We start from the raw sequence: 23,405 nt of genomic DNA, 5'->3' as shown, positions 1-23,405 counted from the left end.
TGGGAAGGCGATCGCGCGGTGGCTGGTGGGGCTGGTGGTCGGTGTGCTGCTGGTGTCGCCGGGCTGGGCGCAGGGTGAGGGCTATCAGGGCGCGCCGATCACTCTGAACTTTCAGGATGTCGAGGTGCGCTCGGTGCTGTCGGTGTTGAGTGACTTCACCGGCCTCAATATCGTCGCCAGTGATAGCGTCGCTGGGCGGGTGACCCTGAACCTGGAAGCGGTGCCCTGGGACCAGGCGCTGGACATGGTGCTGGAGAGCCAGGGGCTCGATAGTCGTCGGCAGGGCGACATCCTGCTGGTGGCGCCGGCCTCGGAACTGGCCGAGCGTGATCGCCTCAAGCTCGAGGCAGCCTCGCGGCTGGACGAGCTTGAGCCCCTGGTGACCGAGCATATCGAAGTGCGGTATGCCAAGGCGGTTGAGCTCGCCGCCTTGCTGCGTGGCGAGAACGGTTTCGGGCTGTTGTCCGATCGCGGGCGCGTGGCCACCGATCCGCGCACCAATACCCTGCTGGTCCAGGACGTGGCCAGTCAGCTTGACGAGATTCGCTGGACCCTGGCGCGCCTGGATGTGCCGGTACGCCAGGTGCAGATTTCGGCGCGCATCGTGGTGGCCCGAGACAACACCGCCGAGGAGATTGGCGTCAACTGGGGGGCACGCAGCCGCCACGACAAGTTGCCTGTGGGGAGCGGGGACGGTGCCCTGTCCGGGGCGCTGGGTGAATCGGTACAGATCGGTGATGGGGTCTTCGGCAATCGAGGGGATGCCTACGGTGGCCTGGGGGTGGATCTGGGCGATGCCCTGGATCCGGGAAGCTCTTTCAAGTTCGGCTATCTGGCCGGGGATGTACTGCTGGATCTGGAGTTGCATGCGCTGGAGAGCGAGGGCAAGAGCCAGACCATCTCCGAGCCGCGGGTGATTACCGCCAATCAGCACACCGCCCTGATCAAGCAGGGCAAGGAGATCCCCTACCAGGAGTCCACCTCCAGCGGTGCCACCAACGTGGAGTTCAAGGAGGCGGTGCTGGCGCTTGAGGTCACCCCGCAGATTACCAGCGATGACCGCATCGTCATGGATCTGACCATCAACAATGACACCCTGGCCGAGCAGAGCTTCGACGGCGAGCCGGCCATCGATACCAACGAGATCCAGACCCAGGTGCTGGTCGAGGACGGCGAGACCGTGGTGCTGGGGGGGATTCTCACCACCCAGCAGCTGCATACGCTGTACAAGACGCCCTGGCTTGGCGATATCCCCTGGCTGGGAAAGCTGTTTCGCTATACCGAGGACGTCAACGATAAGGTAGAGTTGTTGGTATTCATCACTCCCCGGATACTCGACGACGGCCTGGCGACTCACTGATGCAGGAAGTACCCAACCTGATTCTGATAGGCCCCATGGGGGCGGGAAAGAGCACCATCGGCCGCCTGCTGGCGGCCGAATTGTCACGTCCGTTCTACGACAGTGACCACGAGATTCAGTCACGCTGTGGCGCGGATATCCCCTGGATATTCGATGTCGAGGGCGAGAGCGGCTTTCGTGACAGGGAAAGCGCCATGATCAGCGAGCTGGTGGACTACGACAAGGTAGTGATCGCCACTGGCGGCGGCGCGGTGCTGCGCGAGGAAAATCGCCAGCGTATCCGCGAGGGCGGTACCGTCATCTATCTGTTCACTACCGTGGAGCAGCAGTTGAAGCGCACCGCCAAGGATCGCAACCGGCCGCTTCTGCAGCGCGGCGATCGCGAGCAACTGCTGCGCGACATGTTCGCCCTGCGTGACCCGCTGTATCGCGCCACCGCGGACCTGGTGATCCGCACCGACCGCCGCGGGCCGCGCTCGGTGGTCAACGATATCGTTCGTCGCGTCCATCGCCTCCTCGACCCTCTCACCTGCAAGGCCTCATCATGAGCACACCCACGTCCGTGAATCCCTTGACCCTGACCGTCGCCCTGGGCGATCGCAGCTACCCCATCCATATCGGACCGGGGCTGGTCGATGACGGTGAGCGTCTGGCCTCCTATCTCAGTGGTCGCCAGGTGATGGTGGTGACCAACGACACCGTCGCCGCGCACTATCTCGAGCGGTTGACCTCGGCGCTGTCAGCGGCCGACGACCGCCTGAGGATAGAGACCCTGGTGCTGCCGGATGGTGAAGCCCACAAGAATGTCGATGGCGTCTCGCGCATCTGGGACGCCCTGCTGGAGGCCGGTTTCAACCGCAAGGCCACGCTGGTGGCGCTGGGCGGCGGGGTGATCGGCGATATGGTCGGCTTCGCCGCGGCGTCCTACCAGCGCGGCATCTCCTTTATCCAGGTGCCCACCACTCTGCTGTCCCAGGTGGATTCTTCGGTAGGGGGCAAGACCGGGGTCAATCATCCGCTGGGCAAGAACATGATTGGCGCCTTCTGGCAGCCCCGCGCAGTGCTGATCGATACCGCCACGCTCTCGACCCTGCCCGAGCGGGAGCTGTCCGCGGGTCTTGCCGAGGTGATCAAGTACGGACTGATCCATGACAGTGACTTTCTCGGCTGGCTGGAAGATGAGATGGCTGCGCTGCGTGACCTCGACGATGTTGTGCTCGCCAAGGCCATCGAACGTAGTTGCGCGATCAAGGCCGAGATCGTCGCCCTCGACGAGACCGAGCAGGACGTGCGGGCGCTTTTGAATCTGGGGCACACCTTCGGGCACGCCATCGAGGCCTACATGGGTTATGGCACCTGGCTGCACGGCGAGGCGGTGGGTGTGGGCATGCTGATGGCGGCGGACCTGTCGATGCGCCAGGGCTTTATCGAGCAGGCCGATGTGACGCGCACCCGTCGAGTGATCGAGCGGGCGGGTCTGCCGGTGGCGGCTCCCAGGGAAATGACGGTTGAGGATTTCGTGTCGCGCATGAAGCTCGACAAGAAAAATACCGATGACCGCATGCGCCTGGTGCTGATGCGCGCGCTCGGTGAGGCCTGCGTCTACGACCAGACCCCGCCGGCGCTGCTTGGCGAATGCATCGAGACCTACCCGCGGGCCTGATGATGCCAGTCTCCAGCGTATCGACTGCGACGCCCGCCTTGTGCGGGCGTTGTCGTGTCTGGGGCATGCCGAGCGGCAAGGTCGGCTTTGGCAAGGGGTGCCGATCATGCGTGGATCTGTATGTCGTATGCCTGATCGGCATGGGGTGTCGACAGTTTTTGCGACTAAAGTCTAGTGGTGAAAGGCGTACAGCAAGACTTGCTGGAAACGGCTTCCAAGTCGTTGACCTGATAAGGTTTTTTTTCGAAGCCTTGGTGCAAGCATCAGATTTACGGTGTTTTTTTATGGGGCGTGCGCGGCGGGGAGATTGCGCGAGGGCGGGGGGCTGGCTATGCTGGGTACCCATTTTTCGTGCAGTTAGCGAAAGCCCTTAAGGGCTTAAAATCAAAAGAAAAACCTATAATAATATCGCGATTATGCTGTGACTACAACCCTTTCACCTGAGGCGCGCCCATGAACAGAGGTCTTCACCAGCCCGGCGAGTTCCGTGACAACTGCGGGTTTGGCCTGATCGCCCACATGGAAGGGCAGGCTAGCCATGAACTGCTCAGTACTGCCATCGAATCCCTGACCTGCATGACCCACCGTGGCGGTATCGCTGCCGACGGCAAGACCGGTGACGGCTGTGGCCTGCTGTTGAAGATGCCCGACGGCTTCATGCGCCACGCCGCCAAGGAAAGCCTGGGTATCGAACTGGGCGACAGCTATGCCGTGGGCGTGATCTTCCTGCCCGACGACGACCAGCGTGAGGAGCGCGCCCGCCAGGTGCTCGAGGCGAGCCTGACAGAGCGTGGTGTCAAGGTGCTCGGCTGGCGCGAGGTGCCGGTGGACCCCAGCGTGTGCGGCCCGATGGCGCTGGAGTGCCTGCCGCGTATCCGTCAACTGTTCGTCGAGCCCGGTGACGCCGAGGAAGCCTTTGACGTCTCGCTGTTCATGGCCCGCCGACTGGCCGAGCAGGCGCTGATCGACGAGCCGGACTTCTACGTCAGCTCGCTGTCCAGCGACGTCGTCTCCTACAAGGGACTGGTGATGCCGGTGGACCTGCCGGCCTTCTATCAGGACCTGGGTGACGAGCGCCTGGAAACCGCCATCTGCGTGTTCCACCAGCGTTTCTCCACCAACACCGCGCCGCGCTGGCCGCTGGCTCAGCCGTTCCGCCTGCTGGCCCACAACGGCGAGATCAACACCATCGAGGCCAACCGTGGCTGGGCCAACTCGCGCAAGGAGAACTTCGTCTCCGAGCGGCTGCCCGACATCGCCAGCCTCGACCAGATCGTCAATACCACCGGTTCCGACTCCTCGAGCATGGACAACATGCTCGAGGTGCTGCTGACCGGCGGCATGGAGCTGCATCGGGCGGTGCGCATGATGGTGCCGCCGGCCTGGCAGAACGTGGAGATCATGGACGGCGACCTGCGTGCCTTCTATGAGTATAACTCCATGCACGTGGAGCCCTGGGATGGTCCCGCCGGTGTGGTCATGACCGATGGCCGTCAGGCCCTGTGCATGCTCGACCGCAACGGCCTGCGCCCGGCGCGCTGGGTGATCACCCGCAACGGCTTCATCACCCTGGCTTCCGAGATCGGTACCTACGACTACAAGCCCGAGGACGTGGTGGCCAAGGGCCGTGTCGGCCCCGGTCAGGTCCTCGCCGTGGACACCGAGACCGGCGAAGTGCTGCACACCAGCGACATCGACGAGCGGTTGAAATCGGCCTATCCCTACAAGCGCTGGCTCAAGCAGGAGGCTCAGTTCCTGGAGTCCGCGCTGACCGAGCTCGCCGCCTTCAAGAACATGGACTCCGACACCCTTCAGGTGCAGCAGAAGATGTTCCAGGTCAGCTTCGAGGAGCGTGACCAGGTGCTGCGTCCGCTGGGCGAGAGCGGCCAGGAAGCGGTGGGCTCCATGGGTGACGACACCCCTATGGCGGTGCTCTCCGGCAAGCACCGGATGCTGTCGGACTACTTCCGTCAGAAGTTCGCCCAGGTCACCAACCCGGCCATCGATCCGCTGCGCGAAGCCATCGTGATGTCGCTGGAGACCTGCATCGGTGCCGAGCGCAACGTGTTCAAGGCGACCCCGGAGCACGCCCACCGTATCGTGCTGACGACCCCGATCCTGTCGCCGCGCAAGTTCACCGCTCTGGTAGGCCAGGACGACCCGGCCTTTGCCAGCCAGCGTCTGTCGCTGGGCTATGACCCGGAGCAGACAGGGCTCAAGGCGGCGCTGCTCGAGCTGTGTCGCGAGGCCGAGGCGGCGGTTCACGAGCACAAGGTGATCCTGGTGCTGTCCGACGCCGACCTGCCCCAGGGGCAGGTGCCGATCCATCCGGCGCTGGCGGTGGGCGCGATCCACAACGAACTCGGTCGCAAGGCCCTGCGCCCACGGGTCAACCTGATCGTCGAGACCGGCTACGCCCGTGACGCCCACCAGATGGCGGTGCTGTTCGGGGTGGGCGCCACCGCGGTCTATCCGTGGCTGGCCTACCAGGTGATGGCCGACATGCATCGCACCGGCGAGCTGTCCGGCAATCCGGCGGACGCCCGCGAGAACTACCGCAAGGGCCTGCAGAAGGGACTGTTCAAGATCCTCTCCAAGATGGGCATCTCGACCCTGGCCTCCTACCGTGGTTCGCAGCTGTTCGAGGCGGTGGGTCTGTCCTCCGAGGTGATGGATCTTTGCTTCACCGGCATGGCCTCGCGCATCGAGGGCACCGGCTTCAACGAGATTCAGCTGACTCAGGTGGCGCTGGCCAAGGACGCCTGGAAGCCGCGCAAGGGCATCTCCCAGGGCGGCCTGATGAAGTACGTCCATGGTCACGAGTACCACGCCTACAACCCCGATGTGGTCAAGGCGTTGCAGGAGGCGGTGCAGGAGGGCGACTACGCCAAGTGGAAGAAGTTTGCGCAGCTGGTCAATGATCGCGCGCCCGCCACCATCCGTGACCTGCTGAAGCTGAAGCCCGCCGCCGAGGCGTTGCCGCTCGAGGAAGTCGAACCGGTCGAGGACCTGCTGCCACGCTTCGACAGCGCCGGCATGTCGCTGGGTGCGCTGTCGCCGGAGGCTCACGAGGCCCTGGCCCAGGCCATGAACGAGGCCGGTGGGCGCTCCAACTCCGGTGAGGGTGGTGAGGATCCGTCGCGTTACGGCACCATCAGAAGCTCCAAGATCAAGCAGATCGCCTCCGGGCGCTTCGGTGTCACCCCGGCCTACCTGGTCAACGCCGAGGTGCTGCAGATCAAGGTGGCCCAGGGCGCCAAGCCCGGCGAGGGTGGCCAGCTTCCCGGTGGCAAGGTCAACGAGTTGATCGCCCGGCTGCGTTATTCGGTGCCGGGGGTGACCCTGATCTCGCCGCCGCCGCACCACGACATCTACTCCATCGAGGATCTGGCCCAGCTGATCTTTGACCTCAAGCAGGTCAATCCCGACGCCCAGGTGTCGGTCAAGCTGGTCTCCGAACCCGGCATCGGCACCATCGCCACCGGCGTGGCCAAGGCCTACGCTGACCTGATCACGGTGTCCGGCTACGACGGCGGCACCGCGGCGAGCCCGCTGACCTCGATCAAGCACGCCGGTTCACCCTGGGAGCTGGGCCTGCCGGAGGTGCATCAGGCGCTACGCATAAACGGCCTGCGCGACAAGATCCGGCTGCAGACCGACGGCGGCCTGAAGACCGGCCTGGACGTGATCAAGGCGGCGATTCTTGGCGCCGAGAGCTTCGGCTTCGGTACTGCTCCGATGGTGGCGCTGGGCTGCAAGTACCTGCGTATCTGCCACCTCAACAACTGCGCCACCGGTGTCGCCACCCAGATGCAGTACCTGCGCGACGAGCACTTCCGTGGCACCGTCGACATGGTCAAGCACTACTTCCGCTTCATCGCCGAGGAAGTGCGCGAACTGATGGCGCTGGTGGGTGTGCGCAAGCTCACCGACCTGATCGGGCGCACCGACCTGCTCGAGGTGTTCGAGGGGCTGACGCCTTCGCAGCACAAGCTTGACCTGACGCCGTTGCTGGCCAACGACCATGTGCCGGCAGATGCCCCTCAGTATTGCCAGGTCAGCCGTAACGTGCCCCATGACCCGGGCGCCAAGAACCTCGAGGTGCTGGAGGCGCTCAAGGACGCCATCGAGTCCAAGGGCGGGGCCGACGTGTCCTTCACCATCACCAACTGTGATCGTTCGGTGGGTGCGCTGACTTCCGGCGCCATCGCCAAGCGTTACGGCGAGGCGGGTCTTGACGACGCGCCGGTGACCGCGCGCTTCACCGGTGTCGCCGGTCAGAGCTTCGGGGTGTGGAACGCCCGCGGACTCAATCTGTACCTGGAAGGTGACGCTAACGACTACGTCGGCAAGGGCATGAATGGCGGCAAGATCGTCATCACCCCGCCGAAGAGCAGTCGGTTCGAGAGCCACAAGACGGCGATCATCGGCAACACCTGCCTGTACGGCGCCACCGGCGGCAAGCTGTTTGCCGCGGGTACCGCCGGCGAGCGCTTCGGCGTGCGCAACTCCGGCGCCCACGCGGTCATCGAAGGCTCGGGCGATCACTGCTGCGAGTACATGACCGGCGGCATCGTCTGCGTGCTCGGCGAGACCGGCGTCAACTTCGGTGCGGGCATGACCGGCGGCTTCGCCTACGTGCTCGACGAGGATCGCTGCTTCGTCGACCGTTACAACCACGAACTGGTGGAGATCCATCGGGTCAACACCGAGGCCATGGAGGCCTATCGGAGACACCTCAGGGAAACCATCGAGGAGTATGTGGCCGAGACCGGGTCATTGCGCGGTCAGGCGATCCTCGAGGACTTCAGCGACTTCATCCGCCACTTCTGGCTGGTGAAGCCCAAGGCGGCGAGCCTGAATGGCCTCTTGGCCCAGTCCACGCGTCAGCCCGAATAACCCGACGGCGTCCCGAACAAGGCAGGAGAACATCATGGCAAACCGTTTGAACAACGACTTTCAGTTCATCGACGTCGGTCGTCAGGATCCGCAGAAGAAGGCGGCGCGCACCCGCGCCCGCCAGTTCGCCGAGATCTACGAGCCGTTCAAGCCCATGGAGGCGGCCAGCCAGGCGCATCGCTGCCTGCACTGCGGTAATCCCTACTGCGAGTGGAAGTGTCCGGTCCACAACTACATTCCCAACTGGCTGCAGCTGGTCAGCGAAGGCAACATCCTCGAGGCGGCGGAGATGTCGCATCGCACCAACTCGCTGCCCGAAGTGTGTGGCCGGGTGTGCCCCCAGGACCGCCTGTGCGAGGGTGACTGCACCCTCAATGACGGCTTCGGCGCGGTGACCATTGGTTCGGTGGAGAAGTACATCACCGACACCGCCTTCGCCATGGGCTGGCGCCCGGACATGAGCCAGGTGACCTGGACCGACAGGAAGGTCGCGATCATCGGCGCGGGCCCCGCTGGCCTCGGCTGCGCCGACATCCTGGTGCGCAACGGCGTCAAGCCGGTGGTCTTCGACAAGTACGCCGAGATCGGCGGCCTTCTGACCTTCGGCATCCCCGAATTCAAGCTCGAGAAGACGGTAATGGAACGTCGTCGTGCGGTGTTCGAGGAGATGGGCGTGGAGTTCCGCCTCAACGTCGAGGTGGGCAAGGACGTCGCCTTCGAGGATCTGTTGGCGAAGTACGACGCCGTGTTCCTCGGCATGGGCACCTATACCTATATGGAAGGTGGCTTCCCCGGCGAGGACCTGCCCGGGGTGCACAAGGCGCTCGACTACCTGATCGCCAACGTCAACCACCGCCTGGGCTTCGAGAAGAATCCCGAGGACTTCGTCTCGCTGGAAGGTCAGCGTGTGGTGGTGCTGGGTGGTGGCGATACCGCCATGGACTGCAACCGTACCGCCATTCGCCAGGGCGCCCGTGAGGTGACCTGCGCCTACCGCCGTGACGAAGAGAACATGCCGGGCTCCCGGCGTGAGGTGGCCAATGCCCGCGAGGAAGGCGTGGACTTCCTGTTCAATCGTCAGCCGGTGGCGGTGGTCGGTGAAGAGCGGGTCGAAGGCGTCAAGGTGGTGCGTACCCGCCTGGGCGAAGCCGACGAGAACGGCCGTCGCCGTCCCGAGGTGGTGCCGGGCTCCGAGGAGATCATCCCCGCCGACGCCGTGGTCATCGCCTTCGGCTTCCAGCCGAGCCCGGCGCCCTGGTTCGAGTCGGTGGGCATCGAGGTCGACGAGCGTGGCCGGGTCAAGGCGCCTGAGCATGGCAGCTTCGCCTTCCAGACCACCAACGAGAAGATCTTTGCCGGTGGCGACATGGTGCGCGGCTCCGATCTGGTGGTGACTGCGGTCTATGAAGGTCGCCAGGCCGGTGAGGGCATCCTCGACTACCTCGACATCTGAGGCTCTGCCGAGCCCCGTCCCCCGCGTGAGAACCATGGCGGAGGGGCGGGGCGGTTTCTCCAGGATGACTTCCTGTTGTGCAAATTGAGCCGTTAGTCGATATCTGCTAGTCTGTCGTCCCATCCTGGCGCGGCTTCCTGCCGGGCCTACCGATCACGTTTCGACAGGTTCTCCATGACACGATATATCTTCGTGACCGGCGGCGTTGTGTCCTCTCTTGGCAAGGGCATTGCGTCGGCCTCGCTGGCGGCGATTCTCGAGGCTCGCGGCCTCAAGGTCACCATGCTCAAGCTCGACCCGTACATCAACGTGGATCCGGGCACCATGAGTCCCTTCCAGCACGGCGAGGTGTTCGTCACCGAGGATGGCGCCGAGACCGACCTGGACCTGGGCCACTATGAGCGCTTCATCCGCACCAAGATGACCCAGTCCAACAACTTCACCACTGGCCGGGTCTACGAGCACGTGCTGCGCAAGGAGCGTCGTGGCGACTACCTGGGCGGCACGGTGCAGGTCATCCCGCACATCACCGACGAGATCAAGCGTCGTGTCTACGAAGGTGGCGAGGGCTTCGACGTGGCACTGGTGGAGATCGGTGGCACCGTGGGTGACATCGAGTCGCTGCCGTTCCTCGAATCCATCCGTCAGATTCGCAGCGAGAAGGGCGCCAGCAACGCCATCTTCATGCACCTGACGCTGGTGCCCTACATCCAGACCGCCGGCGAGACCAAGACCAAGCCGACTCAGCACTCGGTCAAGGAGCTGCGCTCCATCGGTATCCAGCCGGATATCCTGATCTGCCGCAGCGAGGTCGAGCTGGAAGAGACCGAGCGTCGCAAGATCGCGCTGTTCACCAACGTGGAAGAACGCGCGGTGGTACCGCTGCAGGACGCCGATACCATCTATCGGATTCCGCTGATGCTGCACGAGCATGGGCTCGATGACATCGTCTGCGACAAGCTGCGCCTCGAGGCCGACGAGGCCGACCTCAGCGAGTGGGTCAAGGTGCTCGACGCCAAGCTCAACCCGCTCAAGTCGGTGAACATCGCCATGGTCGGCAAGTACATGGAGCTCCTGGACGCCTACAAGTCGCTGAACGAGGCGCTGATCCACGCCGGCATCCAGACCCGCGTGAAGGTCAACGTCGACTACATCGACTCCGAGGACATCGAGCGTCACGGCACCGACCGGCTGGCCGGCAAGGACGCCATCCTGGTGCCCGGCGGCTTCGGTGAGCGCGGTGTGGAAGGCAAGATTGCCACCGCGCGTTTCGCCCGCGAGAACGACATTCCCTACCTGGGCATCTGTCTGGGCATGCAGGTGGCGGTGATCGAGTACGCGCGCCATGTGGCCGGCTGGAACGATGCCGACTCCACCGAGTTCACCCACGACACCCAGCACCCGGTGGTGGGCCTGATCACCGAATGGCTCAACCCCGAAGGCAAGATCGAGGTGCGTGACGAGGCCTCCGATCTGGGCGGCACCATGCGTCTGGGTGGCCAGGAGTGCCGTCTGGCCAAGGGGTCCAAGGCCCGCGAGGCCTACGGTGACGACATCATCGTCGAGCGTCATCGTCATCGCTTCGAGGTCAACAACCAGTTCATCGAGGACCTGGAAAAGGCAGGCCTGGTGGTCTCCGGACGCAGCGTCGACAACTCCCTGGTGGAAATGGTCGAGCTGCCGGACCACCCTTGGTACGTGGCCTGTCAGTTCCACCCGGAGTTCACCTCGACGCCGCGTGATGGCCACCCGCTGTTCACCGGCTTCGTCAACGCGGCCCTGGGTCACAAGGCCAAGCGCACCCGCGCCCAGTCCGCGCATCAGGAGTGATCGCCATGTCAGACGCCCAGCGTACCATCGAATTTGCCGGCCTGAGGGCCGGCAATTCATTGCCTCTGGTGCTGTTTGCAGGGATGAACGTGCTCGAATCTCGTGAGCTGGCCCTCGAGGTCGCCGAGGCCTACGTCGAGGTGACCGGCAAGCTCGACATCCCCTATGTGTTCAAGGCCAGCTTCGACAAGGCCAACCGCAGCTCGGTGCATTCTTACCGGGGCCCTGGCCTGGACAAGGGGCTCGCGATCCTCGATGAGGTCAAGTCGCGCTTCGGGGTGCCGGTGATCACCGATGTCCACGAACCGCACCAGGCGGCGCCGGCGGCCGAGGTGGCCGATGTCATCCAGCTGCCGGCGTTTCTGGCTCGCCAGACCGACCTGGTGGTGGCGATGGCCGAGACCGGTGCGGTGGTCAACATCAAGAAACCGCAGTTTCTGGCCCCCCACGAGATGCGCCACATCATCACCAAGTTCCAGGAAGCCGGCAACGAGCGGCTGCTGCTGTGCGAGCGTGGCTCGAGCTTCGGCTACAACAACCTGGTGGTGGATATGCTCGGCTTCGGCGAGATGAAGGACACCGGCTTCCCGCTGCTGTTCGACGTGACCCACTCGCTGCAGCGTCCGGGCGGGCGCAGTGACAGCGCCGATGGCCGCCGCGCCCAGGTGCTGGACCTGGCCAGGGCCGGGGTGGCGGTGGGCATCGCCGGGTTGTTCCTGGAAGCCCACCCCGATCCCGATTCAGCAAAATGCGACGGCCCCTGTGCACTCCCGCTTGATAAGCTCGAGCCTTTCCTGTCGCAGATCAAGGCGCTGGATGACGTAGTAAAAAAACTACCGTCGATCGAGATACGCTGACGCTACCTCCGTTGGATCGTGTGTTCTGGCCCTGGGGCCTATGGTGTCACCCGGGCGGATCGACAACGCTGACACGAGTTTTTCACCCACAAGGATCCTCAAGATGACCAAGATCGTCGATATTCGTGCCCTCGAGGTGCTGGACTCTCGCGGCAACCCCACCGTGCAGGCGGAAGTCCGCCTGGAAAGCGGCGCGATCGGTGTCGCCTGCGCACCGAGCGGCGCCTCCACCGGCTCTCGCGAGGCGCTGGAGCTGCGTGATGGTGACAAGAGTCGCTACCTGGGCAAGGGCGTGCTGAAGGCGGTGGACGCGGCCAACGGCAAGATCCGTGAGCGTCTGCTGGGTATGGACGCACGCGATCAGCGCGGGCTGGATGATGCCATGCTCGAGCTCGACGGCACCGACAACAAGGAAAACCTGGGCGCCAATGCCATCCTGGCGGTCTCCCTGGCCGCGGCCAAGGCCGCCGCCAACGCCAAGGGCGTGCCGCTCTACGCGCACATCGCCGAGCTCTACGGCCAGCCGGGCAAGTACCTGATGCCGGTGCCGATGATGAACATCCTCAACGGGGGCGAGCACGCCGACAACAACGTCGACATCCAGGAGTTCATGGTCCAGCCGGTCGGCGCGCCGAGCTTCCGCGAAGGGCTGCGCGTCGGCGCCGAGATCTTCCATGCGCTGAAGAAGGTGCTGTCGGCGCGTGGTCTGGCCACCGCCGTCGGTGACGAGGGCGGCTTCGCCCCCAACCTGGCCTCCAACGCCGAGGCGCTGGCGGTCATCAAGCAGGCCGTCGAAGACGCCGGCTACGCGCTGGGCAAGGACGTCACCCTGGCGCTGGACTGCGCCGCCAGCGAGTTCTACAAGGACGGGCAGTACCTGCTGGCCGGCGAGGACAAGAGCTTCGACGCCGAGGGCTTCGGTGACTACCTGGTGGGCCTCAGCGACGAGTACCCGATCGTGTCCATCGAGGATGGTCTGGACGAGTCCGACTGGGACGGCTGGAAGTCGCTGACCGCCAAGCTCGGCGATCGCGTGCAGCTGGTGGGTGACGACCTGTTCGTGACCAACACCCGTATCCTCAAGCGCGGCATCGACGAGTCCATCGGCAACTCCATCCTGATCAAGTTCAATCAGATCGGTTCCCTGTCCGAGACCCTCGATGCCATTCGCATGGCTCAGGACGCCGGCTTCACGGCGGTCATCTCCCACCGCAGCGGTGAGACCGAGGACACCACCATCGCCGACCTGGCCGTGGGCACCTGTGCCGGTCAGATCAAGACCGGCTCTCTGTGCCGCAGCGATCGTGTGGCCAAGTACAACCGTCTGCTGGTCATCGAGCAGGAGCTGGGTGAGCGTGCGAGCTATCCGGGCCGCTCCGCCATCAAGGGGCAGGCGTAGGCCCTTGGCAAGGCGCCGATGGTGCTAGTGTCGACGCGTCTTGTAAGAGATTGACTACAGTTCTTGTAAGACATTGACTATTTTGGCGCCGAAAAGGCTCGCAACCGTGTTGCGGGCCTTTTTTATCGCCTTGATTTTTTGAGACTTTTTTCACCAGGCCCTCTCGGTCTGCGTCATGGGTGAGAAAAGTAGGGTGCTTGTGATGACCCCAGAAACTGACAGAATGGCCACACGAATCGAGAGGTCAGGCTTCGCGGCGGCAAGCCGCCCGTCTGTCCCACGGAAACTTCATTGTTTCGGCATCGTTTCCGCAAGGAGGTGGAGTCGACGTCGGCAGTGAAGGGGCATGGATGTCCTCGGTGGTTGACACCCGGATGGGCCGGACTTGCCACTCTTCGGTTCAGGTAGGTGTTTTCGGGATGCGTTCAGGAGTCAAGAGCGCGCCTGGTGCGACAGGAAGTCGCTTCTGGGCACGGAGGGCGCTCAGGGAGTAGGGCGGAGGGAGCCGCCCAAGGAAACGCTTGGAGCGGGCGGCCTACGGGCCGCCTTTTTTTATGCCTGCCTGTCGGGCACCTGCTTCGAAAGGCCATTGCGCCACGTCCTTCCTGCGCCGATGTCGGGCAGAAGTCCGGGCCGGTCGATGCTTGTCCGGGGGCGAGTGGGCCGGAACCCTTCTTCAAGATTTGCTTTACACAAACGCGACAGCCGCCCGGATAAGGCGGCTGTCGCGTTTGTTCAGGTACTGCCTGGCGCGGTGCTCAGCGCTCGAGCTTTTCCAGCTTGCCCGGCTTGCCGTCCCACTGCTCGGCGTCTTCCGGCGGATCCTTCTTCTCGGTGATGTTGGGCCACACCTCCGCCAGCTCGGTATTGATCTCCAGGAACTGTTCCTGGCCCTCGGGCAGTTCATCCTCCGAGTAGATCGCTTCGGCCGGGCATTCCGGCTCGCACAGGGCGCAGTCGATGCATTCGTCGGGGTGAATCACCAGGAAATTGGGGCCTTCGTAGAAGCAGTCCACCGGGCAGACCTCGACACAGTCGGTGTACTTGCACTTGATGCAGTTTTCGGTGACGACGAATGTCATGCCAGTCTCCCTTCCTCGGGCCAGCGCCTTGCCGGCCTCTCTGTACAGTGGTGGCTTTCGCCCGGGTCGTTGGTGACGTGCGTGCGGCGTGGCGCCCATGCAGGCCATGCAACCTTCGCGTCCGGCGTAACATGCCGGCGCGTCTTAAGCCTTAATGTTATATAGAAATGGCTTTTTATAATCTACGGTCCTTGGGTGCCACATTCTAGTCCTCGCGCCGCTATCGGGCAAGAGTATGCCTCACAAGGGCCTCACAGTGCCGACTTCCAGCGGTACAGCAGTTCCAGTGCCTGGCGTGGACTGAGGTCGTCGACCGCCAGGCCGCCGAGTTCTTCCACCAGAGGGTGGGGGGCGCTGGCGAACAGGTCCGCCTGCTGGGGGGCGGACTGGTGGTGTCGGCTTCCGCCATCCGGATCAGCGCTCCTGCGGCCATGATCGATCTCCTGCTGCTCCAGGGCGGCAAGCTTGGTCCGTGCCTCGGCGATGACGGTCTGGGGCACACCGGCCAACTGGGCCACCTGCAGGCCATAGCTCTGGCTCGCGGGGCCGTCCTCGACCCGGTGCATGAAGACGATGCCATCATTGTGTTCGGCGGCGGTCAGGTGGACGTTGGTCACCGCCGGCGCCTCTGTGGCCAGCGCCGTCATCTCGAAGTAGTGGGTGGCGAACAGGGTAAAGGCGCGGGTACGGGTCAGGTGTTCGGCGCTGGCCCAGGCCAGTGACAGGCCGTCGAAGGTGCTGGTGCCCCGGCCGATCTCGTCCATCAGCACCAGGCTGTGGTCGGTGGCGTTGTGCAGGATATTGGCGGTTTCGGTCATCTCCACCATGAAGGTGGAGCGCCCGCCGGCCAGGTCATCGCTGGAGCCGATGCGGGTGAAGATGCGATCCACCGGGCCGATGGTGGCGCTGTCGGCGGGCACAAAGCTGCCGCTGTGGGCGAGCAGGGTGATCAGGGCCGCCTGGCGCATGTAGGTCGACTTGCCGCCCATGTTGGGGCCGGTGATCACCAGCATGCGGCGATCGTCGTCCATGCACAGGTCGTTGGGCACGAAGGGGCCGTCGCTGACCTGTTCGACCACCGGATGGCGACCACCGCGGATATCGAAGCCTGGGGTCTCTGACAGCGTCGGGCGGACGAAGTCCAGCGCCCGGGCACGCTCCGCCAGGGTGCACAGTACGTCGAGTGCGGCCAGCGCCCTGGCCGTCGCCTGGAGCCTGGCAAGTTCGGCGTTGAGGCTGTCGAGCAGGCTGTCGTACAGCAGTTTTTCCCTGGCCAGGGCGCGGGACTTGGCCGACAGCGCCTTGTCCTCGAACTCCTTGAGCTCCGGGATGATGAAGCGTTCGGCGTTCTTCAGCGTCTGGCGGCGAATATAGTCGGCCGGAGCCTCCTTGGCCTGGGCGCGGGGGATCTCGATGTAGTAGCCGTGAACCCTGTTGTAGCCGACCTTGAGCCCGGCAAGCCCGGTGCGCGAGCGTTCGCGGGTCTCGAGCTTCACCAGGTAGTCGCCAGCGTGTTCGGCCAGGCCCCGGTGCTCGTCGAGCTCGTCGTCGAAGCCTTCGGCGATGACACCGCCATCGCGGATCACCACGGGAGGATTGTCGACCAGGGCTCGGGTCAGCAGTTCGGCCAGCTCCGGGAAGGGGCGAATGTGCTGGCGCAGGCCGTCGAGCGTGGTGCCGTCGGCGTAGCCGGCAAGGCTCGCCTCGAGTGCCGGCAGGGCGTTGAGGGCGTCGCGCAGCCGTGCCAGGTCCCGCGGGCGGGCACTGTTGAGGGCCACCCGGGCCAGAATGCGTTCGACGTCACCGATCGCCTTGAGGTCGTCGCGCAGAGGCTCATGGCCGTCATGGTCGAGCAGCAGGCTGATGGCCGCCTGGCGCCCCATGACCTGCTCGCGATCACGCAGCGGTCGATTGAGCCAGCGCTTGAGCAGGCGTGAGCCCATGGCGGTGGTGGTGGTGTCGAGCACGCTGGCCAGGGTGTTGTCGCCGCCCCCGCCAAGGTTGGTGTCGATCTCCAGATTGCGCCGGCTGGCAGCGTCGATGACCACGGTGTCGTCGCGACTCTCGACGCCGATGGCGGTGACATGGGGCAGGGCGCTGCGCTGGGTGTCTCTGGCGTAGTCCACCAGTACCCCGGCGGCGATGATCGCCGCGTGCAGGTGGGCGCAGCCGAACCCCTTGAGGTCCTGCACACCGAACTGGTCACACAGCACCCGATGGGCGCTCTCGTGGTCGAACAGCCAGTCGCTCTGACGCCGCAGGCCCCGGCGTTCGCCAAGCGCCGGCGGCAGCTCGGTACTTTCCGGTACCAGCAGCTCCGCCGGGTCCAGGCGGGTCAGCTCCGACAGCATCTCTGCCTCGCTTTCCACCTCGAGCACGCTGAAGCGGCCGCTGGAGACCTCGAGCCAGGCCAGGCCGATGCGCTCGCCCTGGGGCGCGATCGCCACCAGCAGGTTATCGCGGCGGGCGTCGAGCAGGGCTTCGTCGTGGAGGGTGCCGGGGGTGACGATACGCACCACCTTGCGCTCCACCGGTCCCTTGGAGGTGGCCGGGTCGCCGATCTGTTCACAGATCGCCACCGACTCGCCGGCGCTGACCAGGCGTGCCAGGTAGCCCTCGGCGCTGTGGTAGGGAATGCCGGCCATGGGAATCGGCTTGCCGGCGGACTGCCCGCGCTGGGTCAGGGTAATGTCGAGGGCCGCGGCGGCGCGCTTGGCGTCCTCGTAGAACAGCTCGTAGAAGTCCCCCATACGGTAGAACAGCAGCACCTCGGGGTGCTCGCGCTTGATCCGCAGGTACTGGGTCATCATCGGCGTATGGCTGGGGGCGCTGGGCTTGGCCATGTCGTTCATGGGATCTCGAAGCGATGTTGATGAGTCGTCGGCGGCGGGCCGGCATCGCGAGGGACGCTGGCGAAAGGCGTCAAGGATAGCATGGGCACAGGGCGCGCCTGTACCGCTGTGCCGAGATCCGTCTCGGGCTTTCTTCCCGGGGGCCAGGCGTGTCAGCATGATGTATCCACGATGCAGCATTTGTGGGGCCAGAGGGTGTCCGTCTACCCTTGTGGGTGATCGGTCGACGCCTTTTCTGGTGAGTGCGGAGCGATTTTCAAGGAACTCTCTTCCCTTGCGGGACTCTCTCAAGGAGTCGTCCACAAGGAACTGTCTTCACGGACTATTCAAAGGAGCTGTCATATGGACGTTGTACGCATTATTCTCGCGATCCTGCTGCCCCCGCTGGGCGTCTTCCTGCAGGTGGGCTTTGGTCTGCACTTCTGGCTCAATATCCTGCTGACCCTGCTGGGCTATATTCCCGGTATCGTTCACGCCATCTGGATCATTGCCAAGCGCTGAACCTGCCTGGATGACGGGTATCACAGTCGCGGCGACCTCGGTCGCCGCGATGCGTTGGTGGGCGCTGTACCTGTCGGCTTGTTGTCGCGGTTGTCGTGGCAAGACGTTTCCGAGGCGACGACGAGCCTGTCATTGTTGTCGTGATGTCGTATCGTGACACCCTGTTTTCACCACAAGGGACGGGCCCTGCGATGACAAATGCAAACGATCGTGTTCGTCGCCTGGCGATTCGGCTGGGTGAGTTGTGCGTCGAGCGTGGGGTCTCGGTGACCGCCGCCGAGTCCTGTACCGGTGGCGGCGTGGCCGCTGCCATTACCGATATCGCCGGCAGTTCACGCTACTTCGAGACCGGCTACGTGACCTATTCCAACGCCGCCAAGCAGCGGCTGCTGGGGGTTCCCGGCGAGACTCTGGACGCCCACGGCGCCGTCAGTCAGCCGGTGGTGGAGGCGATGGTAGAGGGCGCTTGTCGCGACAGTGGTGCCCGACTTGGCGTCTCGGTCAGTGGCGTCGCCGGTCCGGATGGCGGCAGCGCTGAAAAGCCTGTCGGTACGGTGTGGTTTGCCTTCGCCGTCGACGGGCGGCTCGAGGCCGATCGGCAGCGCTTTGCCGGCGGTCGCGATGAGGTTCGCCAGGCCGCCGTGGTCCATGCGCTCGAAGGCCTGATCAGGCGGCTCGAAAGCCTGACCTGAGCCCAGCAGGCGGAGCCCTTGAGGTGCCTAGGGGTGTAGCGTCCAGCGCCGTGTGCCGGGCGTGGGGCGCAAGCGTTCCGGCCCCGCGGCTGTGGCGGTGCAGCGATCAACCCCTCATCCACTATTGATTTGCCCTATGCGCTCGATTTGTCACCTCGAAGGGCTGGTCGTCGTCCGCAAATTTCGTCATACTACTGTTCAGTCATACAGTAATTGCCAGGGTCCGGCGCAGGGCCCGATGGGGACTCGGGCAAGGCGCTCGACCCCGATCCATTGTCTACAGGAGCTCCGTAATGGCGCAGGATCAGAACCGCAGCAAGGCGCTGGACGCCGCCCTTTCCCAGATCGATCGCCAGTTCGGCAAGGGTACGGTGATGCGTCTGGGAGACGCTCCCAGGGTGGTGATGCCGTCGGTATCCACCGGCTCGTTGGGTCTCGATATCGCACTTGGCATCGGCGGTCTGCCCTATGGTCGAGTGGTGGAGATCTTTGGTCCGGAGTCCTCGGGCAAGACCACCCTGACACTGTCGGTGATCGCCCAGGCCCAGAAGGACGGCAAGACCTGCGCCTTTATCGACGCCGAGCATGCCCTCGATCCCAGCTACGCCGAGAAGCTTGGCGTCAATCTGGATGATCTGCTGGTGTCGCAGCCGGATACCGGTGAGCAGGCGCTGGAAATCTGCGACATGCTGGTGCGTTCCGGTGGCGTCGACGTGATCATCATCGACTCGGTGGCGGCGCTGACGCCCAGAGCCGAGATCGAAGGCGAGATGGGCGACTCCCACGTCGGCCTGCAGGCCCGACTGATGTCCCAGGCGCTGCGCAAGATCACCGGCAATATCAAGAACGCCAACTGCATGGTGGTGTTCATCAACCAGATCCGCATGAAGATCGGGGTGATGTTCGGTAGCCCCGAGACCACCACCGGCGGTAACGCCCTGAAGTTCTACTCGAGCGTGCGTCTGGATATCCGTCGTACCGGCTCGGTCAAGCAGGGCGACGAGGTCACCGGCAACGAGACCCGGGTCAAGGTGGTCAAGAACAAGGTGGCGCCGCCCTTCCGTCAGGCCGAATTCCAGATCCTCTACGGCAAGGGCATCTACCACGCCGGCGAGGTGGTGGACCTTGGCGTTCAGTGCAAGCTGGTGGACAAGGCCGGCGCCTGGTACAGCTATCAGGGCAACAAGATCGGCCAGGGCAAGGCCAACGCCGCCCAGTTCCTCGAGGACAACCCGGCCATCATGGAAGAGATCGAGTCCCAGATTCGTGCCCAGCTGCTGACCCAGCCGGAGCCGAAGAAGAGCGAGAAGGAAGCGGAAGCCGCGGCGCCCGCTGGCGACGACCTTGGCGACGATCTGCTGTAGCAGGTCGACTCGCGGCAGGCCGGCACGCCGGCCTGTGACGTCGCAACGTACGACTTTCCTCGGGCCCCTCGACAGGGGCCCGAGGCGTTTGTGAAAGGGGGCTCGCGCCGTCGGTGCTCGCCGTCCCGTGCCAACAGGAGATGACATGCACAAGGCTGCCAGCCAGATGTCCCCACGCGAGCACGCCATCGATCTGCTCGCTCGACGCGAATACGGCCGTGAAGAGCTGCGAGGGCGATTGCTGGCCAAGGGTCACGTCCTCGAGGACATTGACCAGGCCCTGGAAGCGCTGGCCGATCAAGGTCTGCAGAGCGACCGGCGCTTCGCCGAGAGCTTTCTGCGCGGTCGGTTGATGCGGGGGCAGGGGCCGGTGAAGATGCTGGCGGAACTGGGCCAGAGGGGCGTCGATCGAGCGCTGGCCAGGGAGGCGCTGGCGGAACTGGAGCGCGAGGAGTCCGTCGACTGGTATCGACTGGCCAGCGAAGCGCTGGAGCGGCGCTTCGGCCGAGAGCTGCCAGCGGATCCCAGGGAACGTGCTCGGCGTGAACGCTTTCTGGCCGGGCGCGGTTTCGACTTCGACCAGGTGCGCGAGGCGATACGGGCCCTCGGCGATCATTGAACCGCCGCCAGACGGGCCTTCTCGGATGCGGTTTTGCACGACCCACTTTAGTCGCTTGACAACTACGCTATAATGTCCCCTTTTGCGACAGTCCCGGGTCGCGGTTTCATGCTCGGATGCTCCGGCGTGCCACGGCAGTGGGCCGGTTCGACGCGCTCTATCGCTCATCGCCACGGATATTTCATGAAAAGCGCAGATATCAGACAGGCCTTTCTGAGGTTCTTCGAAGAACAGGGTCATACCCGCGTGCCGTCCAGTTCGCTGGTGCCGGGCAACGATCCGACGCTGTTGTTCACCAACGCCGGCATGGTGCCGTTCAAGGACGTCTTTCTCGGGCGTGACCCTAGGGACTATGTGCGGGCTACCTCCTCCCAGCGCTGCGTGCGTGCCGGTGGCAAGCACAACGATCTGGACAACGTCGGTTACACCGCGCGTCATCACACCTTCTTCGAGATGCTGGGCAACTTCAGCTTCGGCGACTACTTCAAGCGCGACGCCATCGGCTTTGCCTGGACCTTCCTGACCGAGGTGCTGGGACTGCCCAAGGAGAAGCTGTGGGTCACCGTCCACGTCAGTGATGATGAGGCCGAACGCATCTGGAAAGACGAGATCGGTATCGATCCCGAGCGCTTCTCCAAGCTGGACGAAGACAACTTCTGGCAGATGGGCGACACCGGCCCCTGCGGACCCAGCTCCGAGATCTTCTACGATCATGGCGCCGAGGTGTGGGGCGGCCCTCCCGGCAGTCCGGAGGAAGACGGTGATCGCTACATCGAGATCTGGAACCTGGTGTTCATGCAGTTCGATCGCGACGCCAGCGGCGAGATGAAGCCGCTGCCCAAGCCGTCCATCGATACCGGCATGGGGCTGGAGCGCATCGCCGCGGTCATGCAGGGGGTCCACTCCAACTACGAGATCGACCTGTTCCAGAATCTGCTCAAGGCCGCCGCCGAGGCGACCGGTGCGAGCGACCTGGAGGCGCCGTCGCTGCGCGTGATCGCCGACCATATCCGTTCCTGTGCCTTCCTGATCGCGGACGGCGTGCTGCCTTCCAACGAAGGTCGTGGTTACGTGCTCAGGCGGATCATTCGCCGGGCAATCCGCCATGGTCACAAGCTGGGCGCCCAGGGAGCCTTCTTCCATCGCCTGGTGGCGGCGCTGGACGCCGAGATGGGCGAGGCCTACCCGGAACTGCGCCAGGCTCGCGCACAGATCGAGCGCGTGTTGCTGAAGGAAGAAGAGCAGTTCGCTCGCACCCTGGATCATGGCATGGGCCTGCTGGAGCAGGCGCTGGCCGCGCTCGACGGTGACACCCTGCCGGGCGAGACGGTGTTCAAGCTCTACGACACCTACGGCTTTCCCTATGACCTTACCGCCGATGTCTGCCGTGAGCGGGGCGTCACCCTGGATGCCGAAGGCTTCGAGCGGGAGCTCGAGGCGCAGCGTGAGCGGGCCCGGGCGGCCAGCCAGTTCGGCGCCGAGTACAGCGCCACCATCGAGCTCGAGGGCCAGACCGAGTTCACCGGCTACGATCGCCTCGAGGACAACGCCAGGGTGGTCGCGCTCTATGACAGCGAAGGCAATGCGCTCGAGCGCCTGACGCCTGAGCATCCCGCCGTGGTGGTGCTGGACCGCACCCCCTTCTACGGCGAGTCCGGGGGTCAGGTCGGTGATACCGGCTACCTGAACGTCGAGGGCGGACGGTTCCTGGTCAAGGACACCCAGAAACAGGCGGGGCATCACCTGCATCAGGGGGTGTTGCTCGAAGGTGAGCTGGTGGTCGGCAGCGAGGTCACGCCCCAGGTGGACGAGAGCCTGCGTGCGGCGACGGTGCGTAACCACTCGGCGACCCACCTGCTGCACAAGGCCCTGCGTCTGGTGCTGGGCGATCATGTCCAGCAGAAGGGCTCGCTGGTGACGCCTGAGCGCCTGCGTTTCGACTTCAGCCACTTCGAGGCAATGAGCGCCGAACAGCTCAAGGAAGTGGAGCGCCTGGTCAACCAGCAGGTGCTGGCCAATGCGCCGACCCGGATCGAGAGCATGACCCTCGATGAGGCCAAGGAGAAGGGCGCCGCTGCCCTGTTCGAGGCCAAGTACGCCGACAGCGTGCGGGTGCTGACCATCGGTGCCGATGACTTCTCCATCGAGCTGTGTGGTGGTACCCACGTGGCCCGCAGTGGCGACATCGGCTGCTGTCATATCGTCGCCGAGAGCGGCATCGCCTCAGGCGTGCGTCGGATCGAGGCGATCACCGGTGAGGGCGCGCTGGCCTACTTCGGCGAACAGGAGGCGCGCCTTGCGCGTGTGGCCGAGCGCCTCAAGGCCAAGCCCGAGCAGCTCGAGGAGCGCGTCGACAGCCTGGTCGAGCGTAATCGCGGCCTGGAGAAGGAGCTCGAGCGGCTCAAGGCCAAGCTCGCCAGCGCCGCCGGCAGCGACATGCTGGCAAGCGCCACAGAGGTTCAGGGCGTCAAGGTACTGGCGACGCACCTGGATGGCGTGTCGGGCAAGGAATTGCGTGGCGTGCTTGACCAGCTCAAGAACAAGCTTGGCTCCGGCATCATCGTGCTGGGGGTGGCCGACGAGGCCGCCGGCAAGGTCAGCCTGATCGCCGGGGTGACCGATGATCTGACCGCCAGGGTCAAGGCCGGGGAGCTTGTCAATCACGTCGCCGGACAGGTCGGCGGCAAGGGCGGCGGTCGTGCCGACATGGCCCAGGCCGGCGGTAGCGACGTCAATGCACTGCCGGCGGCGCTGGAGAGCGTCCCGGCCTGGGTGGACGCCAAATTGTGATCCCTCTGGGGTCGGGGGCTCGAGAGGGTCCCCGGCCCTTTTTT

General features: G+C 64.5%; 14 protein-coding genes and 1 pseudogene. 13 read left to right on the top strand and 2 right to left on the bottom strand.

Going from position 1 to position 23,405, the window contains the following annotated elements; all coding sequences use genetic code 11:
* Nucleotides 1–70: 70 nt before the first annotated feature.
* The 8 genes and pseudogenes from EBB56_RS06590 to eno form a co-directional block, all read left to right on the top strand.
* Nucleotides 71–1,360 (top strand): annotated as a pseudogene (locus EBB56_RS06590) (type IV pilus secretin PilQ); the annotation flags it as partial.
* Nucleotides 1,360–1,908, top strand: coding sequence for a shikimate kinase AroK (gene aroK / locus EBB56_RS06585; RefSeq protein ID WP_045991139.1), 549 nt, complete (start codon nt 1,360–1,362; stop codon nt 1,906–1,908). The pseudogene EBB56_RS06590 and the gene aroK, both read left to right, overlap by 1 nt.
* Complete coding sequence (aroB, locus tag EBB56_RS06580; RefSeq protein ID WP_124803438.1) at nt 1,905–3,023, top strand: 3-dehydroquinate synthase; 1,119 nt, start codon at nt 1,905–1,907, stop codon at nt 3,021–3,023. Before aroK ends, aroB begins: the two co-directional genes overlap by 4 nt.
* A gap of 453 nt (nt 3,024–3,476) precedes the next feature.
* Entirely contained in the window at nt 3,477–7,922 is a 4,446-nt protein-coding gene (gene gltB / locus EBB56_RS06575; RefSeq protein ID WP_045991137.1) for a glutamate synthase large subunit, read from the top strand.
* Between the two features lie 34 nt (nt 7,923–7,956).
* Nucleotides 7,957–9,375: an FAD-dependent oxidoreductase gene (locus EBB56_RS06570; protein ID WP_045991136.1), complete on the top strand. Its 1,419-nt coding sequence runs from the start codon at nt 7,957–7,959 to the stop codon at nt 9,373–9,375.
* A gap of 174 nt (nt 9,376–9,549) precedes the next feature.
* Nucleotides 9,550–11,205: a CTP synthase gene (locus EBB56_RS06565; protein WP_045991135.1), complete on the top strand. Its 1,656-nt coding sequence runs from the start codon at nt 9,550–9,552 to the stop codon at nt 11,203–11,205.
* A gap of 5 nt (nt 11,206–11,210) precedes the next feature.
* Entirely contained in the window at nt 11,211–12,062 is an 852-nt protein-coding gene (kdsA, locus tag EBB56_RS06560; protein ID WP_108449773.1) for a 3-deoxy-8-phosphooctulonate synthase, read from the top strand.
* Between the two features lie 103 nt (nt 12,063–12,165).
* Entirely contained in the window at nt 12,166–13,461 is a 1,296-nt protein-coding gene (gene eno, locus EBB56_RS06555) for a phosphopyruvate hydratase (protein WP_108132316.1), read from the top strand.
* Between the two features lie 758 nt (nt 13,462–14,219).
* On the opposite strand, the gene fdxA is transcribed toward eno, so the two are convergent.
* On the bottom strand, nt 14,220–14,543 hold the full coding sequence (gene fdxA, locus EBB56_RS06550; RefSeq protein WP_045991132.1) for a ferredoxin FdxA: 324 nt from the start codon (nt 14,541–14,543) through the stop codon (nt 14,220–14,222).
* A gap of 251 nt (nt 14,544–14,794) precedes the next feature.
* Nucleotides 14,795–17,395: a DNA mismatch repair protein MutS gene (gene mutS / locus EBB56_RS06545; protein ID WP_409360200.1), complete on the bottom strand. Its 2,601-nt coding sequence runs from the start codon at nt 17,393–17,395 to the stop codon at nt 14,795–14,797.
* Between the two features lie 342 nt (nt 17,396–17,737).
* Here mutS and EBB56_RS06540 point away from each other — a divergent pair, with 342 nt between their 5' ends.
* From EBB56_RS06540 to alaS, 5 genes are all read left to right on the top strand, one after another.
* Entirely contained in the window at nt 17,738–17,896 is a 159-nt protein-coding gene (locus EBB56_RS06540; protein WP_045991131.1) for a YqaE/Pmp3 family membrane protein, read from the top strand.
* Nucleotides 17,897–18,087: 191 nt separating this feature from the next.
* Nucleotides 18,088–18,588 (top strand): CinA family protein, encoded by a 501-nt coding sequence (locus EBB56_RS06535; protein WP_108132317.1) that lies wholly within the window; start codon nt 18,088–18,090, stop codon nt 18,586–18,588.
* 293 nt (nt 18,589–18,881) lie between these two features.
* Nucleotides 18,882–19,952 carry a recombinase RecA gene (recA, locus tag EBB56_RS06530; protein ID WP_045991129.1) on the top strand — a complete coding sequence of 357 codons (1,071 nt, stop codon included), beginning with the start codon at nt 18,882–18,884 and terminating at the stop codon, nt 19,950–19,952.
* A 145-nt stretch (nt 19,953–20,097) separates the two neighbouring features.
* On the top strand, nt 20,098–20,571 hold the full coding sequence (locus EBB56_RS06525; RefSeq protein WP_124803436.1) for a regulatory protein RecX: 474 nt from the start codon (nt 20,098–20,100) through the stop codon (nt 20,569–20,571).
* 183 nt (nt 20,572–20,754) lie between these two features.
* Nucleotides 20,755–23,361, top strand: a complete 2,607-nt coding sequence (gene alaS / locus EBB56_RS06520) for an alanine--tRNA ligase (RefSeq protein WP_124803434.1) — start codon at nt 20,755–20,757, stop codon at nt 23,359–23,361.
* Nucleotides 23,362–23,405 lie beyond the last annotated feature (44 nt).

It is taken from the genome of Halomonas sp. YLB-10 (assembly GCF_003856855.1).
In the GTDB taxonomy this organism is placed as follows: Bacteria; Pseudomonadota; Gammaproteobacteria; order Pseudomonadales; family Halomonadaceae; genus Halomonas; species Halomonas litopenaei.
The sequence above is the reverse complement of the archived record's forward strand: the minus strand, read 5'-3'. Positions and strand labels throughout refer to the sequence as shown.